15 protein-coding genes are annotated in these 18,907 nt (G+C 68.0%); 9 read left to right on the top strand and 6 right to left on the bottom strand.

Going from position 1 to position 18,907, the window contains the following annotated elements; translation table 11 throughout:
• Positions 1-35: 35 nt before the first annotated feature.
• From GEMRO_RS0113830 to GEMRO_RS29595, 6 genes are all read right to left on the bottom strand, one after another.
• Positions 36-905 (bottom strand): D-amino-acid transaminase, encoded by an 870-nt coding sequence (locus GEMRO_RS0113830; protein ID WP_027134467.1) that lies wholly within the window; start codon positions 903-905, stop codon positions 36-38.
• 38 nt (positions 906-943) lie between these two features.
• Entirely contained in the window at positions 944-2,320 is a 1,377-nt protein-coding gene (gene trkA, locus GEMRO_RS0113825) for a Trk system potassium transporter TrkA (RefSeq protein ID WP_027134466.1), read from the bottom strand.
• A 4-nt stretch (positions 2,321-2,324) separates the two neighbouring features.
• Positions 2,325-3,704 carry a nitrogen assimilation response regulator NtrX gene (ntrX, locus tag GEMRO_RS0113820; protein ID WP_027134465.1) on the bottom strand — a complete coding sequence of 460 codons (1,380 nt, stop codon included), beginning with the start codon at positions 3,702-3,704 and terminating at the stop codon, positions 2,325-2,327.
• Between the two features lie 97 nt (positions 3,705-3,801).
• Positions 3,802-5,976, bottom strand: a complete 2,175-nt coding sequence (locus tag GEMRO_RS29600) for a sensor histidine kinase NtrY-like (protein ID WP_035485321.1) — start codon at positions 5,974-5,976, stop codon at positions 3,802-3,804.
• Between the two features lie 70 nt (positions 5,977-6,046).
• The gene (gene ntrC / locus GEMRO_RS0113810) at positions 6,047-7,525 is read right to left on the bottom strand and encodes a nitrogen regulation protein NR(I) (RefSeq protein ID WP_027134464.1); all 1,479 of its coding nucleotides are present in this window, start codon (positions 7,523-7,525) and stop codon (positions 6,047-6,049) included.
• Positions 7,522-8,607 (bottom strand): two-component system sensor histidine kinase NtrB, encoded by a 1,086-nt coding sequence (locus tag GEMRO_RS29595; protein WP_240476685.1) that lies wholly within the window; start codon positions 8,605-8,607, stop codon positions 7,522-7,524. Before GEMRO_RS29595 ends, ntrC begins: the two co-directional genes overlap by 4 nt.
• Positions 8,608-8,835: 228 nt before the next feature.
• Between GEMRO_RS29595 and ispD the strand changes: the two genes are divergently transcribed.
• From ispD to GEMRO_RS0113760, 9 genes are all read left to right on the top strand, one after another.
• On the top strand, positions 8,836-9,999 hold the full coding sequence (gene ispD / locus GEMRO_RS0113800; protein ID WP_027134463.1) for a 2-C-methyl-D-erythritol 4-phosphate cytidylyltransferase: 1,164 nt from the start codon (positions 8,836-8,838) through the stop codon (positions 9,997-9,999).
• Positions 9,996-10,451: a phosphatidylglycerophosphatase A family protein gene (locus GEMRO_RS0113795; RefSeq protein ID WP_027134462.1), complete on the top strand. Its 456-nt coding sequence runs from the start codon at positions 9,996-9,998 to the stop codon at positions 10,449-10,451. Before ispD ends, GEMRO_RS0113795 begins: the two co-directional genes overlap by 4 nt.
• 2 nt (positions 10,452-10,453) lie before the next feature.
• Positions 10,454-10,945 carry a CinA family protein gene (locus GEMRO_RS0113790; RefSeq protein WP_407645432.1) on the top strand — a complete coding sequence of 164 codons (492 nt, stop codon included), beginning with the start codon at positions 10,454-10,456 and terminating at the stop codon, positions 10,943-10,945.
• A 254-nt stretch (positions 10,946-11,199) separates the two neighbouring features.
• Complete coding sequence (locus GEMRO_RS0113785; protein WP_051329054.1) at positions 11,200-12,237, top strand: DctP family TRAP transporter solute-binding subunit; 1,038 nt, start codon at positions 11,200-11,202, stop codon at positions 12,235-12,237.
• 74 nt (positions 12,238-12,311) lie between these two features.
• Positions 12,312-12,824 carry a TRAP transporter small permease gene (locus GEMRO_RS0113780; protein ID WP_027134459.1) on the top strand — a complete coding sequence of 171 codons (513 nt, stop codon included), beginning with the start codon at positions 12,312-12,314 and terminating at the stop codon, positions 12,822-12,824.
• Between the two features lie 3 nt (positions 12,825-12,827).
• Positions 12,828-14,123: a TRAP transporter large permease gene (locus GEMRO_RS0113775; RefSeq protein ID WP_051329053.1), complete on the top strand. Its 1,296-nt coding sequence runs from the start codon at positions 12,828-12,830 to the stop codon at positions 14,121-14,123.
• Between the two features lie 19 nt (positions 14,124-14,142).
• A complete protein-coding gene (locus GEMRO_RS0113770; RefSeq protein ID WP_027134457.1) occupies positions 14,143-15,312 on the top strand; it encodes a mandelate racemase/muconate lactonizing enzyme family protein in 1,170 nt (389 codons plus the stop codon).
• Complete coding sequence (locus GEMRO_RS0113765; protein WP_027134456.1) at positions 15,309-16,472, top strand: mandelate racemase/muconate lactonizing enzyme family protein; 1,164 nt, start codon at positions 15,309-15,311, stop codon at positions 16,470-16,472. The genes GEMRO_RS0113770 and GEMRO_RS0113765 overlap by 4 nt, the downstream gene beginning before the upstream one ends.
• 122 nt (positions 16,473-16,594) lie before the next feature.
• Complete coding sequence (locus tag GEMRO_RS0113760) at positions 16,595-18,895, top strand: FdhF/YdeP family oxidoreductase (protein ID WP_027134455.1); 2,301 nt, start codon at positions 16,595-16,597, stop codon at positions 18,893-18,895.
• Positions 18,896-18,907: the final 12 nt, after the last annotated feature.

Raw genomic sequence — 18,907 nt, 5'->3', positions numbered from 1 at the left:
GCCGATTGTGACCAGAAGGTCCGTGCCGGCTGCAGTCATCTATGGGCGGGAAGACCGCAGCGTTCGGCATAGCAGGCCATCAGCCGGCGGGTTGTCTCGCCGGGCATGCCGTTGGCCACCGGGCGGCCGTCGATGCGGGTCACCGGCAGCACGAGCGACGTCGCGCTGGTGAGGAACGCCTCGCGGGCTTTGGCCAACTCACCCAAGGTGAACGCACGCTCCTCGACCGCGATGCCCTCCGCCCTGGCCAGTTCCAGCACCACCGAGCGGGTGACCCCGCCCAGGATCGCCGGTGTCGCCGGATGGGTGCGCAGCACCCCGGCCGCATCGACGATCCACGCATTGGTGCTGGAGCCTTCGGTCACCACCGCCTCGGTGCCCTCGCCGCTCACCAGCCAGGCTTCCCGCGCTCCGGCCTGCTGGGCCTCCTGCTTGGCCAGGACGTTGGGCAGAAGGCCGGTCGACTTGATGTCGCAGCGGCCCCAGCGCTGGTCCGGCGCCGTCACCACGCCGGCCCCCTGCTCCCGCTCCAGCTGGCTGGGCAGGCTCAGGCGGCGCACGGTGACCACCAGGGTCGGCCGGGTGCTCGCGGGAAAGGGATGGTTGCGCGGCGCCGCCCCACGGCTGACCTGGATGTAGATCAGGGCATCCTTCAGGGCGTTGCGCGCCAGGGTCTCCTGGACGATCCGCAGGAGCGCCGCCTCCGAGCAGGGCTGGGCGATCTGCAGTTCCCCCAGTGAGCGGCGCAGCCGCGCCAGGTGGCGGTCCGCGTCGATCAGCCGGCCGTTGATCCGCTTGAGGACCTCGTAGATCGAATCGGCGAACTGGAAGCCGCGGTCCTCGATGGAGACGGAGGCCGCGGTGATCGGCAGGTAGCGACCGTCGACATAGGCGATCCGGGCCATGGGGCAGCTTTCCGAAGGAACGTCACGAAGGATGAGGATCAGAGATAGTCGAAACGGACCGCCACCGCCTGTTCCAGGCTCTTGATCTGGTCGCCCCGGGCGATCGCGATCAGCCGGTCCCGGGCCCGCAGCACCGTGTCCGGGCGGGGCACGATGTACTGCCCCTCGCGCAGCACCGCGCCGATGATCACGCCGTGCGGCAGGCGGCCCTTCTCCAGCGGCTTGCCGACCAGCGGGCTGTTCTCCGGGAGGTCGGCCTCGATCGCCTCGGCGGCGCCATCCTTGATGCTGAAGCCGGCCAGGATCCGGCCGCGCCGCACGTGCTGCAGGATCGAGCTGACCGTGGTGCCGCGCGGGTCGATCATCACGTCGATGCCGATGTCGCTGATCAGCGGCGCGTAGCTGTCGGTGTTGACCAGGGCCAGGGTGCGGTTGGCGCCCAGGCGCTTGGCCATCAGCGCCGACATGATGTTCACCTCGTCCTGGTTGGTGACCGTGACGAAGGTATCGACGGTCTCCACACCGGCTTCACGCAGCAGGTCCGGATCGCGGGCATCGCCCTTGAGCACGATCACGTCCGGTTCGTCCTCGGCCAGCGAGCCGGCCCGCTCCGGATCGTTCTCCAGGACGGTGAGGCGGACCTGCGGGGCGATGTTGCGCAGTTCCTGGACGAGGAACCGGCCGATGCTGCCGGCGCCCCCGATCACCACCCGCCGGCCCTGGTAGGGCTCATGGCCGAAAGCGGTCAGCGCGCGCGCCTGCTGCTTGGTCTCGACCACGAACCAGGCCCGGTCGCCGGACAGCAGCCGGTCCTCGGAATGAGGCACGAACAGCCGGTCGTTGCGCTCGATCGCCACCACCACGACGTGGAGGTCCGGAAACAGGAAGGAGAGCTGGCGCAGCGGCGTGTCGAGGATCGGGCAGTCGGGATCGCAGCGGACCGAGACCAGCCTTGCCTGGTCGCGGGCGAAGGGGATCACCGCGAGCGAGCCTGGGACCAGGAGCGTCCGCGCTACCGAGCGGGCCACCTCGATCTCCGGGGAGATCACCACGTCCACCGCCAGGTGCTGGCGGGCGAACAGGTCTTCCCAGCGACGGTCCAGATAAGCCTGCTGGCGGATCCGCGCGATCCGGGTCGCCGTCTTGAACAGGGCGTTGGCGACCTGGCAGGCGACGATGTTGACCTCGTCGCTGCGGGTCACCGCGACCAGCAGGTCGGCGTTGGCGGCGCCGGCCTCGCGCAGCACGGCCGGGTGCGAGGCGGAGCCGACGATCGCGCGCAGGTCCACGGTCTCGGAGATCCGCTGCACCAGTTCCGGGCGCTGATCGATCGCGGTGACCTCGTGCCCGGCGCGGACCAGGTAGCGGGCGATGCTCTCGCCGACCCGCCCGGCTCCGGCGACGATGACGCGCAAGAGGTCAGTCGTCCCCGCTGTGCAGGCCCAGCGTCTTCAGCTTGCGGTGGAGGGCGGAGCGCTCCATGCCGACGAAGTTGGCGGTCCGGGAGATGTTGCCGCCGAAGCGCTCGAGCTGCGCCTGCAGGTAGGCCCGCTCGAAATGCTCCCGGGCCTCGCGCAGCGGCATCGCCACCAGCTCGCCATTGGAGGTCGGGTCCATCGAGCCGACCGCGCTGTTGGTGAGGTCGGGCGGCAGTCCGTCCACGCCGATCGGCTGCTTGGGGTCGCCCGGCGCCATGATCAGCATCCACTCGACCGCGTTGCGCAGCTGGCGGACATTGCCCGGCCATTCCGCCGACTGCATCACCGCCATTGCATCCTCGCCGATCACCCGGGGCGGCGTGGAGGCGATCCGGGCCGCGCGGTCCATGAAGGTGCGCGCCAGCAGCGGGATGTCGATCCGGCGGTCCGCCAAAGCGGGGATCTGCACCGGCACCACGTTCAGCCGGTAGTACAGCTCCTCGCGGAACTTGCCCTGGCTCATGAGCTGGGTGAGGTCGCGATTGGTCGACGCGATCACCCGGACGTCCAGGTCGATCCGCTCGGTGCGTCCCGGCCGGGAGAAGCGGTTCTCCTGGAGGACCCGGAGCATCCGCCCCTGGGTCTCCAGCGGCATGTCGGCCACCTCGTCCAGGAACAGGGTGCCGCCGTTGGCGCGTTCCAGGATGCCCACCGAGCGCGGCGTGTCGCCGGACGCCTCGGCGCCGAACAGCTCGACCTCCAGGCGCTCGGGCGCCATCACCGCACAATTCAGCACGACGAACGGCGCGTCGGCCCGCCGGGAATGGGCATGGATCATCCGCGACGCGATCTCCTTGCCGGAGCCGGGCGGGCCGCTGATCAGGACGCGGCTGTTGGTGGGCGCCACCCGGTCGATCGCCTGGCGGACCCGGACGATGCCCGGCGAGGTGCCGAGCAGGTCGATCTCGTCGCCGCCCTTGATCTTGAGCTGCTCGTTCTCGCGCTTGAGCCGGCTGATCTCCAGCGCCCGCTGCATGGTGAGCAGCAGGCGGTCGGTCTTGAACGGCTTCTCGATGAAGTCGTAGGCGCCGTTCTTGATGGCCTGCACCGCCATCTCGATGGTGCCGTGGCCGCTGAAGATCACGATCGGCAGGCCCGGCCACTGGGTGCGCAGGCGATCCAGGATCTCCATCCCGTCCAGCTTGCTGCCTTCCAGCCAGATGTCGAGCAGGACGATGTCCGGCACCCGCCGGTCGATCTCACTGAACGCCTGGTCGCTGTTGGCCGCCTGGCGCGGTTTGTAGCCTTCGTCCTGCAGCAACGCGGCGACGACCTCACGGATCGCAGCCTCGTCATCGACGATCAGAACGTCCTTGCTCATCCTCTAACCATCCGGCGAAGCGCCTCCCGAGCCCTGTCGATCCTGCCGCCCCCAGGACTGCAGTCTTTCACGCTCATCCAATTTTCCCGTCCTAGGCTCACGCTGCGGACTGCACGACGGCACGGCGCGGAAAGACGAGTCTCGCAGAAGTCCCGCCGCCTGCGGCTTCACCCAGGTCGATCGAGCCTTCGTGCTCTTCCATGATCTTCCGGACAATGGCAAGGCCCAAGCCGGTGCCCTTGGCCTTGGTCGTCACGTAAGGCTCGAACAGCCGCTCGCGGTGCTGCGGCGGCAGCCCGACGCCGTCGTCGTCGATCTGGAGGACGACGGCACGTTCCTCCTCCAGCACACGCACGCGCACGGTGCCCCTCGCTTTCCCCTCGCCGCCGGCGCCCTTGGCGTCGATGGCGTCGATGGCGTTCTGTAGCAGATTGGTCAGCACTTGGCCGACCTTTGCGTGGTCGCAGGGCAGCGTGAGCTCCGGGTGCTTCATCTCCAGCTCGAAACGGATGTCCGGCCGGGCGGTGCGCTGCAGGAGCAGTGAGTCATGGACGATCTGGCCCAGCCGTTCCTCCCGGAACACCGGCTCCGGCATCCGGGCGAACGAGGAGAACTCGTTCACCAGCCGGCCGATCTGGTCGACATGGCGCACGATCGTGTCGGTGCAGCCGCGGAAGGTTTCCGGCTCGTCCTCGATCTGCTTCAGCCAGCGGCGCTGCAGCCGCTCCGCCGACAGGCGGATCGGGGTGAGCGGGTTCTTGATCTCGTGCGCCAGCCGGCGAGCGATCTCGGCCCAGGCGGCAACCCGCTGCGCCGAGAGCAGCTCGGTCACGTCGTCGAAGGTGACGACCCAGCCCTGGATCCGCCCCTCCTCTTCCTGGACCTCGGCCCGCACCAGCAGGGTACGGTGGGTGACCCCCCGCACGATCACCAGCTGCTGCTCGGCAAAGCCGGCGCGTCCATCGATGGTGCGGTCGATCAGCGGGGAGAGTTCGGGCAGGAGCTCGTCCAGCGGCCGGCCGACGATCTGGCCGGGATCGAGCTCGAGGAAACGGGTGGCCGAGCGGTTCGGCAGGACGATCCGGCGACGGCCGTCCAGCCCCAGCACCCCGGCGGTCACCCCGGTCAGCACCGCCTCGGTGAAGCGGCGGCGCTGGTCGAGCTGCTGGTTGGCCTCCACCAGCTCGCGGCGCTGCGACGCCAGTTGCTGGGTCATCCGGTTGAAGGCCCGGGCCAGCGAGGCGACCTCCTCGAAGTCGATCCGCTCGTTGACCCGGGCGTCCAGGTCGCCGGTGCTGACCCGGTCCGCCGCGGTGATCAGCTGGCCGAGCGGCTCGCCGATCCGGGTCGCGAAATACAGGCCCGCCCAGACAGCAGCCAGCAGGAGCAGCAGCGCCACCACCCCGAACAGGACCAGCGAGATGATCTGGATGCGCGAGCGCTCGGCGGCTGCGGCCTCGTACTCGCTCACGCCCGCCTGGGTCCGTTCCAGAAGGTTCAGCACCTTCGGATCGACGAAGCGGCCCACATAGAGATAGACGTCGCCGAATCCGTCCAGCCGAACCAGGGCACGGATGCGGTCGTCGGTGTCGGCGGTGAGCGTCACCACCTCGCCGGCCGCGGCCCGCTCCAGGTCGGCGGCCTCGATGCTGCCGACATCCAGCGAGAAGGCGAGCTGGCTGCGGGCCAGGACGGTGCCGGTCGCGTCGAACACCACCGCCTCGGTCAGGGAGCGGAGCGCAGCCTGCGCCTCGATGAAGTTCTCGAGGCTGGTCCGCCCGCCGAGATAAGGGCCTTCGCGGTTCAGGTCGGCCGCCATCGCCAGCGCGTCGGCGCGGATGATCTCGCGATGCTCTTCCAGATAGGCGCGGGCGACCTGGAGCGAGGTGTCCACCGCGCCGCGCACGCGGTCGTTGAACCAGGCATTTACGCCGACATGCAGGAACCACACCGAGAACAGGGCCACCACGATCGCCGGCGTCACCGCCAGCAGGCCGAACAGGGCGACCAGCCGCCCTTCCAGGCCGGAGCCGGCGGATCCCTTGCGGCGGGCGGCCCAGATCCGCACCAGGCGGCGGGCGACCACCACGCTCAGCAGCAGGACGAGCACGAGGTCGACCGACAGCAGAACCAGCACGCCGCCGGTATCCAGGCCGGCCGGTCCCTTCCCGGTCAGCACGGCCCAGGTGCTGATGCCGCAGACCACCGCCGCGACCACCAGGGTCATGGCCGTACGGGAGTCCTGGGCGATCGCGCCGATGCGTCGCCACAAGGACGGCTCTTTGATGGAGAATCCGCTCAGCAGGAGATGTCGGCCCGTCTCATTCGCGTAATCGGGCCGATCATGGCGCGCGGGAGACGACGATGTCCAGTTCGCGAATCTTCTTGCGCAGCGTGTTGCGATTCATGCCGAGCAGGTCGGCCGCACGCAGCTGGTTGCCGCGGGTCACCGCCAGCGCCTTGCCGATCAGCGGCCGCTCGATCTCCCGCAATACCCGGTCGTAGATCCCGTCCGGCGGCAGGCTGCCGTCATGGGCCTTGAACCACCGTTCCAGATGCCGCTCCACCGCCGAGGACAGCGTCTCCTCGGCGACGGGAACCTCGCCATGCGCCGCCGGGCTCGCCTCGCCGTTGCCGTTGGCCGGGCGATACTCGGCCTGCTCCAGCTCCGAGGCGATGGTGTCCTCGGCCAGGATCTCGTCGGTGTAGAGGACCGAGAGGCGCCGGACCATGTTCTCCAGCTCGCGGACATTGCCGGGCCAGGGATGCGACTTCAGCCGGATCATCGCCTCGGGCGCCAGGCTCTTCATGGCCAGCCCGTCGCTCGCGCCCTTGGCAAAGAAATGCTGCACCAGCGCCGGGATGTCCTCGACCCGCTCCCGCAGGGGCGGCAGCCGGATCGGCACCACGTTCAGGCGGTAGAACAGGTCCTCGCGGAACAGGCCCTGGCTGACCATCTGGCGCAGGTCACGGTGCGAGGCCGCCACGATCCGCAGGTTGGTCTTGATGGCATGGGTGCCGCCCACCGGCAGGAACTCGCCCTGCTGCAGGACACGCAGGAGCCTGGTCTGCGCCTCCAGCGGCATGTCGCCGATCTCGTCCAGGAACAGCGTGCCGCCATTGGCCTGCTCGAACCGGCCGACCCTGCGGGCATGGGCACCGGTGAAGGCGCCCTTTTCATGGCCGAACAGCTCGGATTCGATCAGCTCGCGCGGGATCGCGGCCATGTTGACCGCCACGAACGGCCCGTTCTTGCGCTTGCCGAACTCGTGCAACGCCTTGGCGACCAGTTCCTTGCCGGTCCCGCTCTCGCCGGCGATCAGCACGGTGAGGTCGGTGCCGGTGAGCCGGGCGATGATGCGGTAAATTTCCTGCATCGCCGAGGAGCGGCCGATGATCGGCAGATTGTCGTCCAGGCCGCTCAAGGGATCCGAGCGCCCGTTCGACCGGCGCTTGGGCTGGGCCAGCGCCCGCTGCACGGCGGCGGTCAGGTTGCCGAGATCGAAGGGCTTGGGCAGGTATTCGAATGCCCCGCGCTCGGTGGCGCGCACCGCGGTGAGCAGCGTGTTCTGCGCGCTCATCACGATCACCGGGAGGTCCGGCCGGGTGGAGCGGATCCGCGGCAGCAGGTCCAGCGAGTTCTCGTCGGGCAGCATCACGTCGGTGATGACGATGTCGCCCTCGCCTGCGGCGATCCAGCGCCACAGCGCCGAGGCGGCCGAGGTCGCCTGCACCCGCCAGCCCTGCTTGGCCAGGGCACGGCTGACGACCGTGCGGATGGCCGCGTCGTCCTCGGCCAGAAGGATCGTGGTGTCGTTCATCGCTGGGCGGCCTCTTCTTGCTCACGTCCGCCCCGGCCGTTGGGGCGATTGGCCGGCAGGCTGACGCGGAACACCGCGCCCGGCTCTCCGGCATGGTAGGAGACGACCCCGCCATGGTCGTGCACGATCTTGGCCACCAGGGCCAGGCCCAGCCCGGTGCCGCGCGGCTTACTGGTCACGAAGGGCTCGAACAGGTGCTCGGCGACATCCGGTGGCACGCCCGGACCGTCATCCTTGATCTCCACCGTGATCGGCAGGTGCAGCCGCTCGCGCGAGGTGCCGAGCGCCATCCGCCAGCCATGCTGGTAGGTGGTCGACAGGGTGATGGTGCCGCCATCGGGCTGGGCCGCTTCCGAAGCGTTCTTGATCAGGTTCAGGAACACCTGGATCAGCTTGTCCCGGTCGCCCTCGACGTCCGGCAGGGACGGGTCGTAGTGCTCGACGATCCGGTGCCGCCGGGCAAAGCCGCTCTCGGCGATGCGCCGGACATGCTCCAGGATCTGGTGGATATTGACCGGCTGCCGGTCGATGGGGCGGCCGGCGCTGAATTCCTCCATCCGGTCGACCAGCGCGCAGATCCGGTCAGTCTCGTCGCAGATCAGCTGGACCAGCGGCTGGTCCTCCTCGCCGATCGACGGCTCCAGCAGCTGGGCAGCGCCGCGGATGCCCGAAAGCGGATTCTTGACCTCGTGCGCCAGGGTCGCGGCCAGGGTCGCGACCGACCGGGCGGAGCCGCGCTGGACCCGGTGCTGGTCGAGCCGCCGCGCCACGGAGCAGGGATGCAGGACCACCAGCACATGGCCCGGCGTCTCCAGGATCGGGGTCATGTGGCTGTCGACGGCAATCGTCTCGCCCTTGGAGAGGGCCAGCTCGACGCCATACTCCGAGACCGAGGCGCCTCCGGCGGCGACGTGGCGGATCAGGTCCAGGATCGTCGCGTGCGCCGGCAGGAAGTCGGACAGGGGCCGGTCGAGCAGCATGTTCAGGGAAGCGCCGAACAACTGCTCGGCCGCAGGATTGACGGTCCGCAGCCTGATATGCTCGTCGACCACGAACAGCGGACTGGGCAGGTTGGCCAGCAACTGCGCCGCACTTACCTGAGAGGTTCGTGCGCCGCGTGCCGAGCGATCCAAAAGTGTAGCATTGCGCACTTGGTGAGCATTCCGCCTGTCGTGCCTTTTCGATAGGCAACCTAGCTTCGGCTGTTGACGGACGCAAGCGAGGCAGAAGGCAACTTCCGTGCGACCCGGCTGCCCGGGAGTTGTGCATCGGGACTGGGCGGCTCTCGCAGCCTCGACTACCCTGGAGCCATGCCTCAGCCTACCTGCATCGTCCTCGTCGTGGCCGCCGGACGCGGTGAACGCTTCGGCAGCGATCTGCCCAAGCAATATCTGGACCTGCTCGGCTCTAGCGTCCTCAGGCGAGCGATCCATCCTTTCCTGGATCATCCCCGCATCACCGGCGTGCGGGCGGTGATCGCCCCGGGGCATGAAAACTATTACCAGGCCGCCATGGCCGGGCTGGATCTGCTGCCGCCGGTGATTGGAGGTGCCACGCGGCAGGACTCGGTGCTGGCCGGCCTGGAAGCTTTGGCCGGTGATCCGCCGGACCTGGTGCTGGTGCACGATGCGGCACGGCCCCTGGTGACCAGGGGCCTGATCGACCGGGTGCTGCTGGCGCTGGACCAAGCCGACGCGGCGCTGCCTGGGCTGCCGGTCGTCGATTCCCTCAGGCGCGTGGAAGCCGGGCGGGTGTGCGGCGAGATCTCCCGGGACGGGCTGGTGCGGGCGCAGACGCCCCAGGGCTTCCGGTTCCAGACGGTCTTGGACGCGCATCGGCGTCACGCCGGCGATACCAGCGTCACCGACGATGTCGAGTTGGTCCGCCGGGATGGCGGCCAGGTGGCCTGGGTGGATGGAGAAGAGGACAATCTGAAGGTGACGCGCTCCGACGACCTGGCGATCGCCGCCCGCACCCTCGGCGCCAGGCCGCGCCGCTTTGCCAGCGGCCTGGGCTTTGACATTCATGCCACCGCGCCGGACCGTCCCTTGTTCCTGGGAGGCGTGGAGATCCCGGCGCCGTTCGGGCTGGCCGGCCATTCCGACGCCGACGTGCTGCTCCACGCCCTTACCGACGCCCTGCTGGGCACGATCGGCGCAGGCGACATCGGCGTGCACTTCCCCCCATCGGACGAGCAGTGGCGCGGCGCAGAATCCGGACAGTTCGTCCGCCACGCGCTCAAGCTCCTGGCGCAGCGGGAGGGTCGGCTCGAGCATGCCGATCTCTCGATCATGGCCGAGCGGCCGAAGATCGGTCCCCACCGCGGTGCGATCGTCGCGCGGCTGCAGGAACTCCTGGGATTGCCTCCGGAACGGATCGGGCTGAAGGCCGGCACCATGGAGGGCCTGGGCGCGATCGGCCGCCAGGAGGGGATCGCCGCGCAGGCGCTCGTGACCGTCAGTTTTCCGGCGTGACGTCCCGGTCGATCGAGATGCTGATCACCTGGTTCGGCAGCGGCTACATCAAGCCGGCATCGGGCACCTGGGGATCACTCGCCGCCCTGCCGTTCGGGATCGTCCTGCACTGGGCGTTCGGCCCACTGGCGCTGGGTGTCCTGGCGCTGCTGCTCTATGGCGTCGGCGTGATTCTGGGCGGCGTCTACCTGATCACCGCCGAGCATCCCGATCCGGACGATTTCGTGCTGGATGAGGTCGTGGGCCAGTGGCTGGCCCTGGCCGCGGCACCCTTGACCTTCTTGGGCGTGATCGTGGCCTTCCTCCTGTTCCGCGTGCTCGACATCACCAAGCCCTGGCCTGCCTGCTGGATCGATCGCAGGATGCACGGCGCCCTCGGCGTGATGACCGACGATCTGGTGGCAGGCATCTACGCCGCTCTTCTGGTCTTCATGGTCGGGAGCTACCTGTGATGATCACGATCGATCCTGTCCTCCTTGCCCGGGCCGAGCGGCTGCTGGCGACCTGCCGGTCCAAAGGGCTGACCCTGGTGACGGCGGAAAGCTGCACCGGCGGCATGATCGCCGGGATCCTGACGGCGATCGCCGGAAGTTCCGACGTGGTCGATCGCGGCTTCGTCACCTATTCCAATGATGCCAAGGCCGGCGTCCTGGATGTCCCGGGCGATTTGTTGCTGGCGCATGGCGCGGTCAGCGAGCCGGTGGCGCGCGCGATGGCCCAAGGGGCGCTGGCGCAGTCGGCGGCCGATCTGGCGGTCGCGGTGACCGGCATTGCCGGCCCCGGCGGCGGCAGCGCGGAAAAGCCGGTGGGCCTGGTCCATCTGGCGGCCGCCGCACGGGACGGCCGCCTGATCCACGAGCAGGTGGTGTTCCCCGGCGACCGCGCCGCCGTCCGCGAGCAGACGGTGGTCCGCGCCCTGGATCTGCTGGAGCAGATCGCGGCCTGACCGCGTCGTTCTGCTGCGGTTCCGTCGAGCCGCTATGCCCGGGCGGACCCGTCGGGCTGATGGCCGCCGCCCTTTCCCTGCCAAAGACGAGCCCCTTCCCAACTCCGGCTGCGTCGCGTCCGGCGGCAATTGCCGGATTGACCGCCTGCCCCGGCCTGACGCAACATCAGCGGTACCTTACATACAAGTTGTGTCGGACGACGAGACAGGTCCGCCCGAAGAAGGCGGCCGTCCGGATCAGGAAGGCTGGAACGATGTCGCTTCGCTTGCTGAAGGTCCTGGCCGTGGGTGCGTCCCTGGCGATCGGCGCCCTCGGGGCCGCCGCCCACGCCGCCGAGTTCACCATGCGCTTCGCCACGGCGTCGCCGGAACTCGAGAACAATTTCTCCTGGACCCATCTGGAGGTGCTGGCCCGGGAGATCGAGGCGCGCTCCGGCGGCCGGATCGAGGTCGAGATGTATCCCGGTGCGCAGCTTGGCGGCATCGAGTCGCTGGTGAACCAGGTGAAGGACGGGATCATCCAGGCCTGTGACCCGGCCGATGGCCATTTCGCCTCGACCTTCCCCGACATCCAGGCCTTCGGCGTGCCCTATCTGTTCGTCAACCGCGAGGTCGCCTGGCGGGTGCTGGACGGGCCGGTCGGCGAGGCGATGCGCGAGCGAATGGCCAAGGAGGTCGGCCTGCGGCCGCTGTTCTGGTCGGAGAACGGCGGCTTTCGGCACTACACCTCGGCCAGCAAGGAGATGAAGTCGCCCGACGACATGGTCGGCATCAAGATGCGGACCATGAACCATCCCCTGCACATGGAGATCGCCAAGAGCCTGGGCATGTCGCCGACCCCGATCGCCTGGGGCGAGCTCTACACCGCCCTGCAGACCGGGGTGGTCGACGGCCAGGAGAACTCCATCCCGACCTTCATGGTGCCCAAGCTCTACGAGGTGCAGAAGAACATGGTGCTGGACGGCCACGTCTACAGCATCAACACGGTCGCCATCAACGAGGCCTGGTACCAGAGCCTGCCCCCGGACCTGCAGGGCGTGATCCGTCAGGCCGCCGCCGTGGCGCTGGAAACCAATCGCGGCCTCTCGGTCGCCAACGAGCTGTCCGGCCGGACCTTCCTGGAGAGCGAGGGCGTCTCGATCTACGACCCGACCGCCGAGGAGAAGGCGCAGTTCCGCGCCAAGGCACAGCCGGCCGCGATCGAATGGCTGAAGGGCCAGATGGATCCGCAGGTCCTGGACGAGCTGATGGCGGCGGTCGCCGAGGCCGAGGAATTTTACGGCTACCGCTGAGATTCTGGCCCTCGCGGGCTGGACCGGCCGATGCCGGTCTAGCCCGCCCCCTTCGTCCGAGCAGGACATCGCCCATGTACGCGCGCGCCAGCCGCCTGGCCGACCGCCTGTGCCGTGCCATCGAGCTGATCTGCAACGCGATCCTGGCGATCATGACGACGGTGATCGCCGTCCTGATCGTGTCGCGCAACATGCTGGGCTTCTCGTTCGCCTGGTCCGAGGAACTCACCCGCTTCCTCCTGGTCTGGCTCAGCATGCTGGGCGCTGCCGTGCTGCTCCGCCGGGACGACCATATCCGGCTGAACCTCCTGCAGAGCCGGCTGGGGCCGAAGGCGCAGCTCGTCCTGTCCGCCGTGCTGCGCGTCCTGGTCCTGGGCTTCCTGGTGATCCTGGTTCAGCAGTCCTGGACGGCTTCCCTGGCCCGCCAGGTCACCCACGCCCCTGCCCTCGGGATCAGCCTGTTCTGGCCTTACCTCGCGATCCCGGTCGCGGCCGCGATCATGGTGTTCGTGACCCTGGTGAACCTCTGGGGCGACCTGCTGGCCCTGTCGGGCCGGCGCCCCCTTCCCGCAGACGGAGCCGCCTGATCCATGGACATCACCGGCTTCGTCGTCGTGTTCCTGCTGCTGCTGGTGCTGGGGCTGCCGATCGCCCTGGTGATGCTGGTCTCCTCGACGGCCTACTTCCTGTTCTCGGGCAATCTCCTGTTCCTGCGCATGCTGCCGGAGAAGATGTTCGCCGGGATCGATGTGTTCGTGCTGATGGCGATCCCGTTCTTCCTGCTCACCGGCGAGATCATGAACCGGGCGAAGCTGACCGACCGCCTGTTCGACTTCTGCAACCTGATCGTCGGCCGGATCCGCGGCGGGCTTGCCCAGGTCAACGTGGTGTCCAGCGTGATGTTCGCCGGCGTCACCGGCGTGGCGCTGGGCGACATCGCCGGCCAGGGCCGGATGTTCATCTTTGCCATGGAGCGCCAGGGCTACGACCGCCCGTTCTCCGCGGCGATCACGGCGGCGACCTCCCTGGTGGGTGCCATCATCCCGCCCTCCACCATGATCATCGTCTACTGCGCGGTCACCAACGTGTCGGTGGGCGCCATGTTCCTGGCGGCGATCTTCCCGGGCCTGGTGCTGGGCCTGGTGCAGATGGGCCAGGTGCAGTGGACCGCCTGGCGCCGGCAATATCCCAAGGTCGAGGTCGAGGTGACGCCGAAGAAGCTGGTCCTGGGTTTCCGGGACGCGTTCTTCGCGATCATCATGCCGATCATCCTGATCCGCGGCATCGTGCTCGGCTGGTTCACGCCCACCGAGGCGGCGGCGGCCTGCGTGGTCTATTCCCTGGTGGTCGGCTTCTTCTTCCTGCGCACCCTGAAGCTGTCCGACCTGGGCCCGATCCTTTCGGTGGCCTCCATGGACACCGCCCGGTTGTTCTTCATCATCGCCGGCGCTTCGGCGATGAGCTGGGTGTTCGCCATGGAGAACCTGCCGGCGGTGGTGACCTCGCTGCTGGCCGGCGTCAGCCACGACACGCTGACGGTGGTGCTGATCATCAACCTGTTCTTCCTGTTCTGCGGGATGTGGCTCGACGCCAGCATCTCGATCATCCTGTTCGCGCCGATCGTGGCGCCGCTGGCGCTCTCCGCCGGCCTGCACCCGGTCCAGCTGGGCATCATGCTGATCATCAACTGCGTGCTGGGCCTGATCACGCCGCCGGTGGGCAACGTCCTGTTCGCGGTCGCCAACATCGCCAAGATCGGGATCGGCCCGCTGACCCGGGCGATGCTCCCCTACATCGCGAGCGGCGCCGTCGTGGTCGTGCTGATCGGCCTGTGGCCGGACCTCACCCTCGCCCTTCCCCGCGCCTTCGGACTGATCAAGCCCTGACCCTCCTGGAGCGTTGCCGATGAAGATCACCGCCGTGACGGTCTACGATGTCGACTATGGCCGGGACTTCCACACCTTCTGGAACCCGGTGATCGTGCGGATCAATACCGACCAGGGCATCTACGGCGCAGGGGAACTGGGTCTCGCCTACGGGACGGGCGCCAAGGGCGGCATCCACATGATCCGCACCCTGGCCGAGCGCCACCTGATCGGCGCCGACCCGTTCGACATCGAGGCGATCTGGGAAACGCTCTTCCGTCGCACCTTCTGGGGCCAGGGCGGCGGGCCGATCGTCTACGGCGCCATGTCGGCGATCGACGAGGCCTTGTGGGATATCAAGGGCAAGGCCCTGGGTGTGCCGGTCTACGAATTGCTCGGCGGCAAGATCCACGACGAGATCCGGGTCTATGCGAACGGCTGGTACACCGGTCTGAATGCGCCCGAGGAATATGCCGAGCGCGCCCGGGAAGTGGTGGCGGATGGTTATGACGCGCTGAAGTTCGACCCGTTCGGCACCATGCCGGACGGGCGCTGGATCTATCCGCGCCGGCATATCGAGCGCGATTGGGCGATCCTTGCGGTGAAGCGGGTCGAGGCGGTGCGCGCGGCCGTGGGCGACGATGTCGACATCCTGCTCGACCTGCACGGCAATCTCGGCACCACGGACGCGATCATCTACGGGCGGATGCTCGAGGCGTCCCGGCCATTCTTCTACGAGGAGCCGGTCGATCCCATGAACGTGGCCTGCATGAAGAAGGTCTCGGAGAACGTGAAGATCCCGATGGCGGCGGGGGAGCGGCTCTACACCCGCTACCAGTTCCGCGCTTATCTGGAGAGCCACGCGCTGGACATCCTCCAGCCGGACATGGGCCTGTGCGGCGGGATCACCGAGGCGCGCAAGATCGCCTCCTACGCCGAGACCTACAACCTGCACGTCCAGCCGCACAATTGCGGCGGGCCGGTCTCGACCGCGGCGGGCGTGCAACTCGACGCCTCGATCCCGAACTTCATCATCATGGAGTGGTTTCCCTACTGGGAGGACGACCGCTACCAGATCGTGAGGGAAGCGCTGGAGCCCCAGCAGAAGAAGGGCCGGTACCGGATTCCCGACCGGCCGGGCCTGGGCATCGAGCTGAACGACGACTACCTCGCCCGGTTCGACCGGATCGTGGTGGGAGGCCGGTCATGAAGATCACCCGGCTCACCGTCTGGGACGTCGATTACGGCCTGTCCCACAACATCTCCCAGCACCCGGTGATCATCCGGATCGACACCGACCAGGGGGTCTACGGCGCCGGCGAGGTCGGGCTGGCCTATGGCGACGGCAATCGCGGCGCCATCCACACCCTGACCCAGCTGTTCGAGCGGCATCTGCTCGGCCAGGACGCCCGCCAGATCGGCGCCATCTGGGACCGGCTCTACCGCAAGACCTTCTGGGGCCAGAGCCCCGGTCCGGTGCTCTACGGGGCGATCAGCGCCATCGACAACGCCCTTTGGGACATCAAGGGCAAGGCGCTGGGCGTGCCGGTCTGGCAGCTGCTGGGCGGCAAGATGCGTGACAGCATCCGGCTCTATGCGAATGGCTGGTTCACCAAGATGGCGCGGCCCGAGCAGGCTGCGGAGCGGGTGCTCGAGATCCAGGCGGAAGGCTACACGGCCTGCAAGCTCGATCCGTTCGAGACCACCGGCGAAGGCGTCTTCCGCTTCCCCGACCGGCACATCCCGCGCGACTGGGCGTTGCTCGCGGTGGACCGGGTTAAGGCGATCCGCGAGGCGGTGGGGCCCGACTTCGACATCTGCCTGGACATCCACGGCAATCTCGGTACCACCGATGCCATCACCTACGGGCGGATGCTGGCCGAGTACCGGCCGTTCTTCTACGAGGAGCCGGTCGATCCCGGAAACGTCGATTCGATGGTGAAGGTCGGCCAGGAGGTGCCGATCCCGATCGCCGGCGGCGAGCGGCTCTACACCCGCTACCAGTTCCGGCCGTTCGTCGAGCGCCAGGCGCTCGACATCCTGCAGCCGGACATCGGGTTGTGCGGCGGCATCAGCGAGATGATGAAGATCGCGTCCATGGCCGAGGTCTACAACCTGCACGTCCAGCCGCATAATTGCGGCGCCCCGGTCGCCACGGCCGCCGCCGTGCATGCCGTGTTCGCCATGCCGAACTTCATCATCATGGAGTGGTTCCCGTACTGGCCGGACGGTCGCAACGACATCGTGAACGTCGCCTACGAGACCAGAATGAAGGACGGAAGGCTGGCCATACCGACCGCGCCGGGCCTGGGGATCGAGCTGAACGAGCCCTATTTGGACCGGTTTGCGAAGATCGTGGTGGGCAGCTGAGCCTAGCTTGTCCGCGCCCTGTCCATGCGGGCGCGGAAACCCTGTTTGGCATGATGCGTTGAAGGTCCAGGGCAGTCCTGCCGCGACCGCCCGACGCACAGGCACGAACGGGAAGCTGGGTCATGGCCAAGGTCACCATCAAGCCGTACGAAGGTCCATCGGGCGGGTGGGGATCGGCCCAGTCGGTGCTCCGCTATGTTGGCAAGGAAGGCTTGGCCCGGGTCACCGCCGCCCTGCCCCACCAGAACAAGACCGGCGGGTTCATGTGCGTGAGCTGCGCCTGGCCGAAGCCGGCCGATTCGCACCCGGCGGAGTTCTGCGAGAACGGCGCCAAGGCCACCGCCTGGGAACTGACTGCCAACAAGATCGGGCCGGACTTCTTTGCCGCGCATACCGTCACCGAACTTCTCGGCTGGCCCGACCATGACCTGGAGGAAGTCGGCCGGCTGACCCAGCCGATGCGCTACGACCGGGCCCAGGACAAGTACGTGCCGGTCGGCTGGCCCGATGCCTTCGTCGAGATCGGCCGCGAGCTGCGGGCGATCGATCCCCATGCCGCCGTGTTCTACGCCTCCGGCCGGGCCTCGCTCGAGACTTCCTACATGTATCAGCTGTTCGCGCGGCTCTATGGCAGCAACAACCTGCCCGACAGCTCGAACATGTGCCACGAATCGACCTCGGTGGCGCTGCCGAAGAGCATCGGCGTGCCGGTCGGCACCGTCAGCCTGGAAGACTTCGAGGACACCGAATGCCTCCTGTTCTTCGGGCAGAACGTCGGCACCAACAGCCCGCGCATGCTCCATCCCTTGCGGGAAGTGAGCAAGCGCGGCGTGCCGATCGTCACCTTCAATCCGTTGCGCGAGCGCGGGCTCGAGCGCTTCACCGATCCGCAGAGCCCGACCGAGATGGTGCTGGGCCAGGAGACCCGGATCAGCTCCCACTATTTCCAGGTTGAATCGGGCGGCGACCTCGCCGCGATCATGGGCATCTGCAAGGCCCTGGTCGTCCTGGACGACGAGGCGACCGCCAAGGGCGAGCCTGCAGTGCTCGACCATGAGTTCATCCGGGAGCACACCCACGGCTTCGAGGCGTTTCTCGACAGCTTGCGGGGGACGTCCTGGAAGGAGATCGAGCATCATTCGGGGCTGAAGCGGGGCGATCTGGAGGAAACCGCCGGGATCTACGTGCGCTCCAAGGCGACCATCGCGCTGTACGGCATGGGGCTCACCCAGCATCGCAAGGGCGTCGAGACCGTGCAGATGCTGGTCAACCTGCTCCTGCTGAAAGGCAATATCGGCCGGCCCGGAGCCGGCATCCTGCCGGTCCGCGGCCACTCCAACGTGCAGGGCCAGCGCACCGTCGGCATTTCCGAGAAGCCCAAGCTGGTGCCGCTCGACCGGCTGAAGGAACTCTACAAGTTCGAGCCGCCGCGCTGGGAGGGCATGTCCACCGTGGACGCCTGCAAGGGGATCGTCGACGGGTCGGTGCGCGCCTTTATCGGCCTGGGCGGCAATTTCCTGCGTGCGGCGCCCGATCGGGACCGGATGGAGGAAGGCTGGAAGCGGATGCGGCTCAACGTGCAGATCTCGACCAAGCTGAACCGCAGCCATCTGGTCGCCAGCGAGATTTCCTACATCCTGCCCTGCCTCGGCCGCACCGAGATCGACGAGGAGGCCACCGGGCCGCAGGTGGTGACCGTCGAGGATAGCACTGCGCGCATCCACGGCTCCCGGGCGGTCGCCAAGCCGATCAGCGAGCATCTGCGTTCCGAGCCACGCATCGTCGCCGAGATGGCCAAGGCTACGCTGGAATCCAGCGGTCATGTCGACTGGGATGCCTGGGTCGGCGACTACTCCAAGATCCGCGACGCGATCGAGGCGACCTATCCCGACCAGTTCAAGGACTTCAACGACCGCCTGTGGACGCCGGGCGGCTTTCCCAGGCCCCTGGCCGCGCGTGAGCGCAAGTGGAACACCGATACCGGCAAGGCAAATTTCGTGGTGCCGGACACGATGAGCAGCCATGGGCTGGACCTCACCCCGGACATGCTCCGGCTGATCACGCTGCGCAGCAACGACCAGTTCAACACCACGATCTACGGCTATCACGACCGCTTCCGTGGTATCGACGGCACCCGGATGGTCCTGTTCATCAACCCGGATGACATGGAGCGGTTCGGGCTGGCCCAGGACGAGCTCGTCACCCTGGTCGGCGCCTCGGACGACCAGGTGCACCGGGAGATCAACGGGCTGCAGGTGGTGCCCTACGACATCCCGCGAGGCTGCGTCGGCTCCTATTATCCCGAGTGCAACGTGCTCATCCCGATCGCGCACCATGCCGAGGAGAGCAAGGTGCCTGCGGCGAAATCGGTGCCGGTGACCCTCCGCAAGGAGGATGGCCGCAAGGCTCCCGCCGCGCACTGAGACGGGGCGCAG

It is taken from the genome of Geminicoccus roseus DSM 18922, assembly GCF_000427665.1.
In the GTDB taxonomy this organism is placed as follows: Bacteria; Pseudomonadota; Alphaproteobacteria; order Geminicoccales; family Geminicoccaceae; genus Geminicoccus; species Geminicoccus roseus.
This window is presented reverse-complemented; position numbering and strand designations above follow the sequence as displayed.